The sequence below is a fragment of the Pseudomonas sp. AL 58 genome (assembly GCF_036348395.1).
In the GTDB taxonomy this organism is placed as follows: Bacteria; Pseudomonadota; Gammaproteobacteria; order Pseudomonadales; family Pseudomonadaceae; genus Aquipseudomonas; species Aquipseudomonas defluvii.
In genome coordinates this window covers 514,650-528,556 of sequence record NZ_JAZBQR010000002.1, presented here as the reverse complement: position 1 = coordinate 528,556, position 13,907 = coordinate 514,650, and the positions used below count along the sequence as shown (strand labels likewise).

General features: G+C 60.4%; 13 protein-coding genes. 5 read left to right on the top strand and 8 right to left on the bottom strand.

Features of this window, described 5'->3' with window-relative positions; all coding sequences use genetic code 11:
• Positions 1-68: 68 nt before the first annotated feature.
• On the top strand, positions 69-2,120 hold the full coding sequence (locus UIA24_RS02870) for a S9 family peptidase (protein ID WP_330522133.1): 2,052 nt from the start codon (positions 69-71) through the stop codon (positions 2,118-2,120).
• 48 nt (positions 2,121-2,168) lie between these two features.
• Here UIA24_RS02870 and UIA24_RS02865 read toward each other — a convergent pair whose 3' ends face one another.
• The gene (locus UIA24_RS02865; protein ID WP_330522132.1) at positions 2,169-2,447 is read right to left on the bottom strand and encodes a hypothetical protein; all 279 of its coding nucleotides are present in this window, start codon (positions 2,445-2,447) and stop codon (positions 2,169-2,171) included.
• Positions 2,448-2,575: 128 nt separating this feature from the next.
• On the opposite strand from UIA24_RS02865, the gene UIA24_RS02860 reads away from it, so the two are divergent.
• Positions 2,576-2,947 (top strand): YajD family HNH nuclease, encoded by a 372-nt coding sequence (locus UIA24_RS02860; RefSeq protein ID WP_065759259.1) that lies wholly within the window; start codon positions 2,576-2,578, stop codon positions 2,945-2,947.
• 60 nt (positions 2,948-3,007) lie between these two features.
• Positions 3,008-3,478 (top strand): RNA methyltransferase, encoded by a 471-nt coding sequence (locus tag UIA24_RS02855; RefSeq protein WP_065759258.1) that lies wholly within the window; start codon positions 3,008-3,010, stop codon positions 3,476-3,478.
• Between the two features lie 3 nt (positions 3,479-3,481).
• Here UIA24_RS02855 and UIA24_RS02850 read toward each other — a convergent pair whose 3' ends face one another.
• Positions 3,482-4,699, bottom strand: coding sequence for a hypothetical protein (locus tag UIA24_RS02850; RefSeq protein WP_330522130.1), 1,218 nt, complete (start codon positions 4,697-4,699; stop codon positions 3,482-3,484).
• A gap of 50 nt (positions 4,700-4,749) precedes the next feature.
• The gene (locus tag UIA24_RS02845) at positions 4,750-5,199 is read right to left on the bottom strand and encodes a YcgN family cysteine cluster protein (protein WP_065759256.1); all 450 of its coding nucleotides are present in this window, start codon (positions 5,197-5,199) and stop codon (positions 4,750-4,752) included.
• Positions 5,200-5,351: 152 nt separating this feature from the next.
• Here UIA24_RS02845 and UIA24_RS02840 point away from each other — a divergent pair, with 152 nt between their 5' ends.
• Positions 5,352-5,945: a nitroreductase family protein gene (locus UIA24_RS02840; protein ID WP_099773824.1), complete on the top strand. Its 594-nt coding sequence runs from the start codon at positions 5,352-5,354 to the stop codon at positions 5,943-5,945.
• Positions 5,946-6,005: 60 nt separating this feature from the next.
• Here UIA24_RS02840 and UIA24_RS02835 read toward each other — a convergent pair whose 3' ends face one another.
• The 4 genes from UIA24_RS02835 to UIA24_RS02820 form a co-directional block, all read right to left on the bottom strand.
• Positions 6,006-6,938: a D-2-hydroxyacid dehydrogenase gene (locus tag UIA24_RS02835; RefSeq protein ID WP_330522129.1), complete on the bottom strand. Its 933-nt coding sequence runs from the start codon at positions 6,936-6,938 to the stop codon at positions 6,006-6,008.
• A gap of 82 nt (positions 6,939-7,020) precedes the next feature.
• Positions 7,021-7,314 (bottom strand): YcgL domain-containing protein, encoded by a 294-nt coding sequence (locus UIA24_RS02830; protein WP_065759253.1) that lies wholly within the window; start codon positions 7,312-7,314, stop codon positions 7,021-7,023.
• Positions 7,311-8,444, bottom strand: coding sequence for a ribonuclease D (gene rnd, locus UIA24_RS02825; RefSeq protein WP_330522128.1), 1,134 nt, complete (start codon positions 8,442-8,444; stop codon positions 7,311-7,313). Before rnd ends, UIA24_RS02830 begins: the two co-directional genes overlap by 4 nt.
• 69 nt (positions 8,445-8,513) lie before the next feature.
• Entirely contained in the window at positions 8,514-10,145 is a 1,632-nt protein-coding gene (locus UIA24_RS02820; protein ID WP_330522127.1) for a phosphoethanolamine transferase, read from the bottom strand.
• 288 nt (positions 10,146-10,433) lie between these two features.
• Here UIA24_RS02820 and UIA24_RS02815 point away from each other — a divergent pair, with 288 nt between their 5' ends.
• Entirely contained in the window at positions 10,434-10,673 is a 240-nt protein-coding gene (locus UIA24_RS02815) for a YdcH family protein (protein ID WP_330522126.1), read from the top strand.
• Between the two features lie 89 nt (positions 10,674-10,762).
• On the opposite strand, the gene ydiJ is transcribed toward UIA24_RS02815, so the two are convergent.
• Positions 10,763-13,780, bottom strand: coding sequence for a D-2-hydroxyglutarate dehydrogenase YdiJ (ydiJ, locus tag UIA24_RS02810; protein WP_330522125.1), 3,018 nt, complete (start codon positions 13,778-13,780; stop codon positions 10,763-10,765).
• Between the last annotated feature and the right edge of the window lie 127 nt (positions 13,781-13,907).

The window sequence follows — 13,907 nt, the reverse complement described above, 5'->3', positions numbered from 1 at the left end:
GATTTTTCCGCGTGCCGGCGCCCCCTGTCTGAGACGGCCTCGCCGCCGATCTGCCAAGAGAACTTCCAATGCCCACCGTTTCCCCCGTTTCCAACGCCCCCGTGGCCCACAAAGCTGCCGGCAGCGACCCTTATGCCTGGCTGCAGGAACGTGACACGCCTGAGGTCATGGCCTACCTGGAATCCGAGAATGCCTATCAACAGGCGCAGCTCGCTGACCAGGCCGAACTGCGCGAACAGCTGTTCCAGGAGATCAAGGGCCGGATCAAGGAAACCGATCTGTCGCTGGCCTCGCCATGGGGGCCGTACCTTTACTACACCCGCACCACCGCCGGCGACGAGTACCCCCGCCACTACCGCTGCCCACGCCCGGCTGACGACTCGCCGACCGTAGACGAAAGCCGCGAAGAACTGCTGCTCGATCCCAACAGCCTGGCCAATGGCGGCTTCCTGTCGCTGGGTGCGTTCAATGTCAGCCCCGACCACCAGCGCCTGGCCTACAGCCTGGATACCAGCGGCGACGAGGTTTACACCCTGTACGTCAAAGAACTGATCAACGGCGCCGTCCAGGCACTGCCGTTCGACGACTGCGACGGCAGCATGACCTGGGCCAACGACAGCCAGACACTGTTCTTTGCCGAACTGGACGACACCCACCGCCCCTACAAGCTGCTGCGTCATCGCCTGGGCAGCACTCAGGCCGAAACGGTGTTCGAGGAGGCTGACGGGCGTTTCTTCCTGACCTGCTACCGTTCAAGCTCCGAACGTCAACTGGTCCTGCTGCTCAACAGCAAGACCACCAGCGAAGCCTGGGTGCTGGATGCCGATCACCCGCAAGCGAGCTTCACGTGCCTGGCGCCACGCGTCGAAGACCATGAGTACTACCCTGACCACGGCCAACTTGACGGTGAATGGCATTGGTTTATCCGCAGCAACCAGCACGGCATCAATTTTGCGCTGTTCCACGCAGTGGCCGACAGCATCCCGACACGCGACCAGTGGCAGGTGCTGGTGCCCCATCGCGAGCAGGTGATGCTCGAAGGTTTCAGCCTTAATGCCAGCGCCCTGACCCTGAGCCTGCGTGAAGGCGGCCTGCCGATCATCGAAGTGCAGCCTCAAGGTCGTGCTGCCTACCGCGTCGAACTGCCCGATGCCGCCTACAGCCTCTACGTGCAGGACAGCCTGGAGTTCACCAGCACACGAGTCCGCCTGCGCTACGAGGCACTCAATCGTCCGGCACAGGTCAGGCAGCTGGAGCTGGCAAACGGTGCGCAACAGGTCCTCAAGCAGACCCCCGTACTGGGCCCGTTCGATGCTGACGACTATGTCAGCCAGCGCCTGTGGGCTACCGCCGCCGACGGTACACGCGTGCCGATCAGCCTGGTTCAACGTCGCCAGGACGTCGGCAAGCCCGTTCCACTGTACCTGTATGGTTACGGCGCCTACGGCGAAAGCCTCGACCCCTGGTTCTCTCACGCTCGCCTGAGCCTGCTTGAACGCGGCGTGGCCTTTGCCATCGCCCATGTACGTGGCGGCGGCGAGTTGGGCGAAGCCTGGTACCGTGCAGGCAAGCAGGAGCACAAAGGCAATACGTTCAGCGATTTCATCGCCTGTGCCGAGCACTTGATTGCCAGCAACGTCACCCATGCCGAGCAGTTGGTCATCAGTGGTGGCAGTGCTGGCGGCCTGCTGATCGGGGCGGTACTCAACCAGCGCCCGGAACTGTTCAAGGCTGCCATCGCCGAGGTGCCTTTCGTCGACGTACTCAACACCATGCTCGACCCGGATCTGCCATTGACCGTTACCGAGTACGACGAGTGGGGCAACCCTGAAGAGCCAGCCGTCCATGAGCGGATCAAGGCCTACGCACCGTATGAGAACGTCAAGGCTCAGGCGTACCCCGCACTGCTGGTGATTGCAGGCTACAACGACAGCCGCGTGCAGTATTGGGAAGCCGCCAAATGGGTGGCGAAGCTGCGGGCAACCAAGACCGACGACAACCTGCTGCTGCTCAAGACCGACCTGGGCGCAGGCCATGGCGGTATGAGCGGTCGCTACCAGGGGCTGCGCGATGTCGCGCTGGAGTACGGTTTTGTCTTCAAGGTGCTGGGCCTGGCGTAACGCCGTTTTTGACTGCCGCACCACGCCTGAGCAAAGCCGCCCATCGACCTAGTCCTTGGTCGGCTTGTCGACGTCCGGCGCGGGGGTCAGCCCCGGTAGTGGCTGATCTTTCGGCGGGTTCGGCAGCGGCATCGGTGGCAACAAGGGCGAACCGCTGCGGCTATCGCCAGCCTTGGGGATACTTGATGGTGCCACCTGCGGGTATGGGGTCGGCGTTGGCGTTCCCGGCGCTCCCGGAACGGGCGCGATGGGCCGTGGTTGCAGGTCCTGGGCTGAAGCAGCCCCCAGGGTAGTCAGGACCATTACTGCTGCAATCAGATAGCGCATACCAGTGCTCCTTCGGGCCGTTTGTCTAAAGGCTACGCCTAAGACAGCAAATGCGCCTGCCCGATTCCCTTGGCAAACAGCTAAACTCAAGGGCATAACCGTAACAAGCCCGATAAAAAGGTACCTCCATGAGCTCGGCAACACCCTCCTCCGCCACCGCACGTCTGGACCGCATCCTCGCCGATGCCAAACGCGACCGTGAAATGGGCTATCGCGACAAGGCCCTGAAGATGTACCCGCATGTCTGTGGACGCTGTGCCCGTGAGTTCTCTGGCAAGCGCCTGAGCGAGCTGACCGTGCATCACCGCGACCACAACCACGATAACAACCCCCAGGACGGCTCGAACTGGGAGCTGCTGTGCCTGTTCTGCCACGACAACGAACACGCACGCTATACCGACCAGCAGTACTTCAGCGAAGGGTCGACCAGCAGCCCGACGATCGCCAAGGCAACCCACAACCCGTTCGCCGGGCTGGCAAGCTTGCTGAAAAAAGACTGATCGTCCCCGCCTGTGCCGGCAAGCCCGTATAATCGTGTTTTTTCTCAAGGGCCCCGGCACGTGGCGAACAAACGGTACAGCTGCATAGGACTGTTCAACCCCAAATCTGCAGAAAACGTCGGCTCGGTCATGCGTGCGGCAGGCTGCTATGGCGTCAACTCGGTGTTTTACACGGGAAAACGCTATGAACGCGCCCGCGACTTCGTCACCGATACCAAGCGCGTACATTACGACATCCCACTGATCGGCATCGACGATCTGCAGAAAATCATTCCCTTGGGCTGCACGCCCGTTGCGGTGGAGCTGGTCGAGGGCGCCCGCCCGCTGCCGACCTACACCCACCCGGACCGGGCCATCTACATTTTCGGCCCTGAAGACGGATCCCTCGACCAAAGCGTGCGCGACTGGTGCGAAGAAACCATCTACATACCGACCGAGGGCTGCATGAACCTGGCAGCCACTGTGAACGTGGTGCTCTACGACCGCATGGCCAAAGGCAACAACACCCGGTCCGGGCCGAAATTCAAGTAACGACTAGTCCAGCAATTTGGTTTGCAGCACCTTCGACGAACCACCCAGCACACTCTCGCTGAGCTGAACGAACTCCTGGGTGCTGACGCTGTTCAGGCGCATCATGGCCCGGCTCACGTCATCCAATGAGCGCTGGTTGTGGGTCTGCAAACGGATTTCCCGGTCCAGTGCCTGCAACAGCAGCACGGCGCGTGCAATGGTCGGCCCATCGACCTGGGCACCACGCAGGCTGGTGACCTTGGCTGAGGCCTTGGTCAAGCTGTCCTGCAGGACTTGATAACGGTCATCGGCCAACCCACCGGAGCGGCGCAGCAATTCAATGCTGTAGTACTCGGCCAGCCCCTCACCTATCCAGTCACTGTGCTGGATGTCGTTGACCCCGGCGAAGGCCCGCACCAGCTCACGCAACAAGGGGCTGCTGCCGTTCTCGCTCACCAACGGCCGGCTGCTGTGCGAGTAGATCGAGTTGTTTGCCGCGCGCGTACCGCGCCAGAGTTGATCATGGCCACCGACGATCAGCAGTTTGGGCGGATTGCGCGGAAACACGGCTTGCAACTGCGGCCACACGAACGTCAGCAGCGTCAGGGTGTCAAGACGGCGCATACCCTGCCCTTTCGGGGCGGCTACCGTGACCTCGGTATCCCCGAGTCGGCTGCGACGGCTACCGATGTCGCCCGCCAGCATCCACCCCGTCGGACGGTCAAACAACCTGGAGACCTGGTCGATGCGGAAGCGATTCTTGCCGATGCGTGGCCACGCAGTTTCGACACTCTTCCAGCCGCTGGGCAGCTCAAAGGTCAGACGCGCCACCAATTCGGTACCGTCCTGTTGATCCAGACGTGCGGGCGGTACCAGGTCATCGCCGCGAAACAGCGCCCAGTTCGGGGTGATTCGACTGTCGTACATGCCGCCCTTGAGCCGGTGATCCAACTGCACCTTGTAGGTCAGGCTGGACTTGCCCGCCGCCGGCTGCCACAGGCCACGCCGACCGTTATCCTTGAGTTGCCACTGGCCTTCACCCTTGAATTCGCTGTAGTTGCCCAGGGTACCCAGATCGAAATCCAGGCTGCGCACTACGGCCCCATCGGCCAGGGTCAGGCTGACCAGCGCCAGACCCGTCTGCGGCAATAATTGGACGTGATAATCCAGATCGACTTTCTTGGCCCAGGCGGGCGCACTCGACAGCAGCAGGGCCAGCACCCACAGGTAACGCACACGCATAACGACTCCTTGCAACGACACCATGCCGCGCCCCAGCGCGCTTGTACGCCTCAACTGGCGCGAAAGATCAGATAGTCTTCCCAATCATCCTCAGCCACCGTCGTCTCGCTGAGCATTCGGCCAGACTGGGAAATACGCTGTTTATGCACCTGTTCGCGATCACCACACACCAGGTAGTGCCACTGCGGCAAGTCCTGCCCCTCGCTGACCAGGCGATACGCACAGGTTGGCGGTAGCCATTTGAACTGATCGGCCGTTCCCGGCGTGAGTTGGATGCAGTCAGGCACCTGCTCAAAGCGATTCGGGTAGTCGCGGCACTGGCAGCTCTTCAGGTCCAGCAGTTTGCACGCAATACGCGTGTAGTAGACGCTGTTGTCGTCTTCATCTTCGAGCTTTTGCAGGCAACACAGACCACACCCATCGCATAGCGACTCCCACTCCTGGCGGTCAAGTTGCTCGAGGGTTTTGCGCATCCAGAAGGGGGCGGCGTTAACAGCCATCGTGTCAGATTCCTGTTTCAATTCATGTGCAGCGGCGCGGCGGCGCCAGTCTAGGTCGTGTCATCACTCATTGCCAGACCGCTTGTCAGCGCTGACTCGGCACAGTAGCTTGAGCCTACTTGCCATTTCTCAATCCCGTCAGGAACGCCTACATGAGCGCCAATCCCCGTGTTGCCGACTATGCCATCAACGATCAGTTCATCCAGCGCTGGTCGCCACGTGCCTTCACTGCCGAGCCGATCAGCGAAGAAACCCTGCTGAGCTTCCTGGAAGCAGCCCGCTGGGCGCCGTCGGCCTACAACTCACAACCTTGGCGGTTCCTTTACGCGCGCCGTGACACGCCAAACTGGGAGCGCTACCTGGGCCTGCTCAACGAATTCAACCGCAGTTGGGCACAACACGCGTCGGCCTTGGTGATTATTGCCTCCAAGACCACCTTCACCGCCCCTGGCGCCAGCGAAGAAACCCCGGCACTTTGGCATACCTTCGACACCGGCTCGGCCTGGGGCCACCTGGCCCTGCAAGCCAGCTTGAGCGGCTGGTACACCCATGGCATGGCCGGTTTCGACCAGGCCCTGACCCGCAAAGAGCTCAAGATCCCTGAAGGCTATGACCTGCATGCCGCCGTGGCGATCGGCAAGCTGGGCGACAAGGCCAGCCTTGCTGAAGGCCTGCAAGCCCGCGAAGTCCCAAGCCCACGCCGCCCGCTGAGCGAGTTGGCCGCCGAAGGCGACTTCAGCCTGTAAACACGGCGCTTGCCAGGTGTTGGGCAACCTTGCTGCCCAACACCTGCAGGACGCGATCCGTCAGTAGCCGCGGTTGAAATCCACTTCGCCGCGCAGCGCTTCACCGGCTCGGTAAGCCTTCAGGTTCTCAACGAACAACTGCACCATCGCCTCTGGCGAGGTCGGTGCCGAACTGTGCCCCGTCAGCAACAACCCCAGGGCTGTCCAGAACGGATGGCGCTGCGGCAAAGGCTCCTGGCGACAAACGTCGATGACCGCGCCCGCCAAATGCCCCTTCTCCAACGCCTTGACCAGATCGACATCCACCACCGCCACACCACGCCCGGCATTGATGAACAATGCATCCGGATTGAACCGGGCAAACAACGCTGCGTTGTAGAGATCATGGGTAGCCGGCGTATCTGGCAACAGGTTGATCACATAGTCAGCCTCGCCAACCAGCCGGCCGAGGTCGTTCAACCCCGCCACCTCGATGAACGGTGCCTGCTCACGCGCCTGGCTGGCAACGCCATACAGCTTGACGCCAAAGGGCAACAGAAACTCCGCAACCCGCTGACCAATGTCACCGGTGCCGACAATCAATACGCGCCGACCTTCCAGCGTACGTCCGGGGCGACCATCCCATTTACGTTCTACCTGGCTGACCAGCCGGGCCAGCACCTCACGTTCATGGACCAGCATGTAGGTCAGCACATACTCAGCCATGACCTGGCCAAAAATCCCTACCGCCCGCGTCAGGCGGTAATGGCGAGGCAGTTCATTGGCGAGCAGTGGCGTAATACCCGCCCAGGTCGACTGCAGCCATTGAGGCTGGTGCCCTTGGCGCAACAGGCTCGCCAACAGATCAGGTTGCCCTAGCCACACGGGGCAATCTGCAGCCTGACGCGCCAGCTCGGCGGAGTCACCACTGGTCAGAGCCTCCAGGTCAGGAGCCCTCTCACGCAACAGACGAGCGTAAAGGGCATGATCCTGTTCGGCGATCAGAACACGCATGTTTTATACAACCTTGCAGAAGCGCTGAATGCGGCCAGGCACGATGGCATGGGCCGCATTCAGGGGATGTTCAGGGCAGTAATCAGACGGGGTCGTTGCGACGCAGCAACTCTTCGGGCAAGTGCTCGATGTACTCATCTTCTGCGGGCGGCATCTGCAGGTGATAGCCCTGCTGATCGAGGTTTTCCAGCACCTTGGCGATGTCCTCACGGGCCAGCTTGCGCTCGGGTGTCAGCACCAGGTCGAAGGCATGCAAAGGGGTTCCAAAAAACGGCAGCAAGCCTTCAGGCACGCGCTCCAGGCCATCAGCCTTGAGTACGTAGAGGTACATTTCGTTCTTGCGTGGGCTTTTGTAGATCGAACAGATTCGTTTCATCGTTGTTCTCCGGCACCGGCGAGGCAGTCAAGCAGCGCCTGGCCCATCCGCTCGCGGCGCCAGCCGCGCAGGGAGTCGGGCAGTTGATAAGGGCCATTGGGAAAACCGCTCTTGAGCAGGGCTTCCAGGGTTTTCTTGCGCAGCATCAGCTCTGGGGCAATGCCCAGGCGCTCGGCTTCAGCCTGACCGATGGCACGCAGTTGCTTGAGCACCCCCGAGGCTTCGATTGGCAACGGCTCGGGCAAGGCCGGCGGCCATTCGGCGGGTGCAACGCTCGCGGCCTGCTTGATCAGAGCGAGCAGGAATTCACCATCCTGGCGAATGGTCCGGGGATGCATATCCTCGATTTTCGCCAACGCCGAGAGGTTGTCAGGCTGGGTCCGGGCAAGCGGCCACAAGGATGGCTCACGCAGAATCCGGTTGCGCGGCAGATCACGCGCTCGCGCCTCTCGCTCACGCCAGGCACACAGCTCACGCATGACCGCCAGTTGCTGGCGAGACAGCTTCCAGGCCAGCTTGGCTTCGCGGTACAACTCGTACGGGTCGGTTTCGCGGCGCATCTGCGCAACCAGCTCCGCACCGTCGTCCAGTACCCAGGCGTACTTGTCATCCGACAACCGCGTACGCAGGCGCTCGTAAAGCTCAGCGAGGTGCACGGCATCTTCGGCCGCATAGCTGACCTGGGTTTCCGACAACGGACGCTGCAACCAGTCGGAGCGGGTTTCACCCTTGGGCAGGTCAATGCCCAACACGTCCTGAACCAGCCGCGAGTAGCCCATGGAGAACCCCAGGTTGAGGTACCCCGCGGCCAACTGCGTGTCGAACAAGGGCGCAGGCAAGCTACCGGTCAAGCGCATCAACACTTCAAGGTCTTCGCTACAGGCATGCAGCACCTTGGTCACCTGCTGATCCTCGAGCAGGCGCGCCAGCGGCTGCCAGTCACCAATCTGTAGGGGATCGATCAAGAAAGCCCGTGCCCCATCACCAACCTGGATCAAACCGGCTTTGGGATAAAAGGTATCAACCCGCATAAACTCGGTATCGAGCGCCACGAAGGGCAGTTGCTGCCATTGCAGGCAGTGCTCGGCCAGGCTGCGGTCGTCGCAAATCCAGTGAATATCGATGGCCACAAGGCTCTCCCACAAACAATGGCCCGCAGTATATACAACGCGGGCCACCGTCGGGAAACGGTACGACCGTCAGCGGCTCGTCACCTGGCGGCAACCGGCAAACAGATCAAGATCCGGCTTGTACACGCCACTTTGGACCTGCAGCAAACCGAGCATCGAATGGAACAGGTTGTCCTGGCTAAGCGGCTGGCTGCTGCTCTTGGCAAGGCAGGCCGTGTCGACAGCGAAACTGTGCTGATAACCCTCGGAGAACCACGCCAGCATCGGCACATGCTTCTGTTGCTCCGGTGCCAGCATATAGGGGGTGCCATGCAGGAACAGGTTGTATTCACCCAGCGATTCACCATGATCGGACAGGTAAATCATTGCGGTATCCACTTTGTCTGACTTGCTGCGCAGGATATCGATCAGCGATGCCAGGACATGGTCGGTATAGACCAACGTGTTGTCATAGGCATTGGTGATGCTTTCACGGCTACAGGTGTTCAGTGCGTTGCTCTGGCACACCGGCGTAAATCGCTCATAGGCCTTGGGATAACGCTTGTAGTATTCAGGCCCGTGGCTGCCCATCTGGTGCAGCACCAGTACGGTGTCCTGTTGCAGATTGTCGAGGGAAGCTTCCAGCCCCTTGAGCAGGATATCGTCATGGCACTCGCTGTCGGCGCACAACGCCGGGTCCTTCAGGTTGCTGACATCCTCGAACATCACCCGATCACAGGCACCTTTACACCCTGACTGGTTGTCACGCCAGCGCACGGCAAGCCCGGCACGCTGAAGCACATCCAGCAGCCCTTCACGGCTCTTGGCCTCACTGGCCGAGTAATCCTTGCGGGTCATTCCCGAGAACATGCAAGGCACCGACACCGCAGTCTCGGTACCACACGAGGTTACATTGTTGAATGCAATCAGGCCGGCCTCATGGCTCAACTGCGGGGTGGTGTCACGCCCATAACCCAGCAGGCCAAAATCTTCCGCACGAGCGCTCTCGCCAACAACCAGCACGGTCAACGACTTGCGTGGATGCTGCTGCCAGGATGATGCCAAATGCGCATCTTCACCATACTTGTGGAATGACTTGACCGCAGAACCTGCGCGCTCCCTCAACAAACCGACCGACGCCCCTACATAGTTGCTGGGCACAATCATCAGGCGCAGTTCATGGTGATTGCGAAACAGCGAAGAAAGGCCCTGATAATTGAGCAACGCAACACCACCGAGCGCCGCAACACAGCCCACGCTGACGACCAGCTTGCTGAGCAACTCACGGTGCCAGGCACGGTACTGAATCGGGGTCTTGATCAGCAGGAATGACGGCACACCGCCCAACAGCAAGACGTATGCAAGCCACTTCAGAGACAGCAGGTCACGTACTTCTGTCGCATTGGTCTCAACAGCGTTGCGCAACATGCCCACATCGATCAGCACACCATACTGATTCATGAAGTAAGCAACGCTGGCACTGATCATGAATAGCACAATCAGTACAGGCTTCAGCACAACTTTGAAGGCCAGAAACGTCAGGATCAGATTGAAGGCGCACAGCAGCATCAATGCGAAGGCCATGCGCAGCAGCATGCCTTGCCCGTCTCCCTGAATAATCGTGAACAGGTGCTGCCAAAGCGTGAAGTTGAATCCGAACAGCAGATACAAACTAGCGATCAGTGTGACCCATTCTGGACGCAGCGGCTTTACCTTGAACATGAGACTTCGCTTGAAAAGTAATTCGAGAGAGTGCGCGTTGGCACGGCTTTAAAACTGCCGAAACTCTAGGCGCCGCCTCATAAAACTTTCGTGAAAAAGATGGCAACAAAGGGTTTGATGCCTTTTTGCCAGCCAGCCTCATACACGCCGCACTTCCTGCCAAGACAAGGCATTGCAGCGCATCAGGATTGAGAAATACGGCTACAGACCAGCCCTGCCACAGAACCTGGCAAAGACGGCTATCCTCATAACTCAAGCCCTTACTCAGTAGCCCGCAGAGGTGGAGACATGCCGGTTAAGCACGATTTGCTCGCAGACCTTAATCTGACCAAGGAAGCGTTCGATGCCCTCAGGAAAACCGACCCACAACTCGACCGACTGCATGAAAAGTACAATGCCAAGGATGCCGAAGTCGTCGTGGCGGAGGGCAATGGCGCCTCGGATGACCGGGTCACCCAGCTTCGCAAGGAGCGACTGAAACTCAAGGATGAGATTGTTGCTCACGTGCAAAAAGGCAAACCCAACTGAGTACGCAGGAGGGAAAGCCATTGTTCAACGTCGACTGACACCCGCTTTCCGATGGAGCGGCTTGAGGTAAGCCGCTCTCGACCCTCCCCTTAGCGACAGAGGTGCTGCAACACCACCTCCAGAGGATGCCGCAACGTGCGGTCGGCCAAGCGTTTGACCTGGCTGCGGCAGGAGTAGCCTGTTGCCAACGCCTCACCCTGCTTATCCAGTTTACCGGCCCAGGACTGCTCAAAGATCGTCCGCGAGGTTTCCTGGTTACGCGCTTCGTGGCCGTATGTACCCGACATGCCGCAGCAGCCGGTCGCCTCGGTGACCAGTTTCAGCCCCAGACGAGCAAACACCTGCTCCCACTGCCGGGTACTGGCCGGAACGTTGGTCTTCTCAGTGCAGTGAGCCAGCAAGCGGAAGGTCTCCGGGTTGGAAACCGCCCGCTCAGGTAGCGCGTCAATCAACCATTCCTGTGGCAGCGCAACCTTCGGGCACTCACTCAAGCCCGGGACCTTCTGATATTCCTGCCGGTAGACCAGCGTCATGGCCGGGTCCAGGCCGATCAAAGGCACACCGCAATCGGCCAGAACCTTGAGTTGGCTGGCATTGCGAATCGCCGCCTTGGCGAACGCGCCGAGAAAACCCTGAACGTGCAATGGCTTGCCATTGGCACTGTAGGGCGCCAGGAATACCCGATAGCCCAACCGATGAGCCAACTCAATGAAAGACGCCAGCAACGGTGTTTCAAAGTAGCGGGTGAAGGCATCCTGCACCAGCACGATACTGCGCTCGCGCTGCGCCGGCGTCAGTTCGCGCAGGGCCGGAACGCTGGCCGGTCGGACATTGCAACGGGTCAGCGTCGCCTGCAGGTTGTAGCGACTGATCAGCGGGCTGTCGAGCATGCCGACATGACGCTCCAGCAGTCGACTGACCCACTGCGAACCCATCACCCAGTTGTACAGCCCTGGCGCATAGGCCATGTACGGGATCGTGAACTCCAGCGAACCAATCAGGTAATCGCGCAGTGGCCGCTGATAGCGACCATGGTAGAGCTCGAGGAAGCGCGAGCGAAACTCCGGCACATTGACCTTGATCGGGCACTGCCCCGCGCAGGATTTGCACGCCAGGCAGCCGGCCATGGCGTCGTAGACCTCATGAGAGAAGTCCGCCTCACCCCGCTGGCGCGCCCGGTTGTTGCGCAGCCGGGCGGGCAACGTCTTGAGCCAGGAAGTTTTCTTTTTCGCTGCCGCCAGCACATCGATGTTGGCCGCACCCTGCAGGCGCAACCACTCACGAATCAGCGAAGCACGGCCTTTAGGTGAATGCTGACGCTCGCGGGTAGCTTTCCAGGACGGGCACATGGCGTCGTTGGGGTCAAAGTTGTAGCAGGCGCCATTGCCGTTGCAATGCATGGCGCTGTCGAAGCTCTGCCAGACCCGCTCGTCAATCTGCCGGTCCAGGTCACCGCGCAGTGTCACCTCGTCAACCTTGAGGAGGCTCTCGCTGCTGTCCGGCGTACAGATCTTGCCGGGGTTGAGTTGGTTGTACGGGTCAAATGCGCCCTTGAGCGCCTGAAGCGCCGGGTACAGCTCGCCAAAAAAGCTCGGTACGTACTCCGAACGCAAGCCCTTGCCGTGCTCACCCCAGAGCAGGCCACCATAACGCTGGGTCAGCGCCGCCACGGCATCGGAAATCGGCTTGACCAGTGCCGCCTGGGCAGGGTCTTTCATGTCCAGCGCCGGTCGAACGTGCAGCACGCCAGCATCGACATGCCCGAACATGCCATAGGCAAGGCCATAGCTGTCCAGCAAGGCGCGGAACTCGGCGATGTAATCGGCCAACTGCTCAGGTGGCACGGCGGTGTCTTCGACAAACGGCTGCGGGCGCACTTCGCCTTCAACGTTGCCAAGCAAACCCACCGAGCGCTTGCGCATGGTATAGACACGGGTCACCGCCTCGGCACCTTCGGCCAGGGTATGGCCCAAACGCTCGATACTGGTGTCAGCCTGCAGGTGTTTGACGAACGCCTGCACCCTGGCGTTCACTTCGTCCGGTTCATCACCACTGAACTCCACCAGGTTGATCCCCAGTGTCGGGCGCTCTGGGTCGGCAGGAAAGTACTCGGCAACGCTGTGCCAGACAATATCCTTCATGGCCAACAGCAACACCTTCGAGTCAACCGTCTCGATGGACAACGGCTTGTGGCTCAGCAACGCGTTTGCATCGCGCAAGGCGTCCATGAAGCTGCTGTAACGCACGTTGACCAGCACCGAATACTTGGGAATCGGCAACACGTTCAACTTGGCCTCTACCACGTAGCCCAAGGAACCTTCGGCGCCGCAGAGCACGCTATTGAGGTTGAAGCGCCCCTGCTCGTCGCGCAGGTGTGCCAGGTCGTAGCCTGTCAGGCAACGGTTGAGCTTGGGGAAGGTCGACTCGATCAATTCAGCCTGGGTTTCATGGATCTGTCGGGCCATACGGTAAACCTCACCGCTGCGCCCGGCCTGTGCGCAGGCCTGATCCAACGCCTCATCATCGATGGGCCTGGTGTGCAATAGCTCGCCACCCAACAGCACGCTATGCAGCTCAAGTACGTGATCGCGAGTCTTGCCGTAGGTGCAACTGCCCTGCCCGCTGGCATCCGTGTTGATCATGCCGCCCACGGTCGCACGGTTGGAGGTGGACAGCTCTGGCGCGAAAAACAGCCCGTGGGGCTTGAGGGCGGCGTTGAGCTGGTCCTTGACCACCCCCGCCTGAACCCGCACCCAACGCTGCTCGACATTGATTTCGAGAATGTTGTTCATGTGCCGCGACAAGTCGACAACGATGCCATCGGTCAACGACTGGCCGTTGGTGCCGGTGCCGCCGCCACGTGGCGTCAGCTTGACCTGCCGAAAGCGCGGCTCGGCCATCAACGCAGCGACACGCGCCACGTCCTCGGCATCCTGCGGGAATACCGCCGCCTGAGGTAAGCGCTGATAGATCGAGTTGTCGGTTGCCAGTACCGTACGGGTGGCGTAGTCGGCACTGATCTGGCCACGGAAGCCGGCAGCGCGCAACGCATCAAGGAAATCGGCATACAGGGTGGCCGGCGTGACACCAGTCAATCGGGCGATCATTGGGGATGGCCTCATTTATATCGGTTTAATCATGAATACCTGCTAAAACGGTATGGCTGGCACACCATCAGGTAGGGGATGATGACCATGATCCCGGAGCTTCAAGCCAGACACAAACGGATACTCA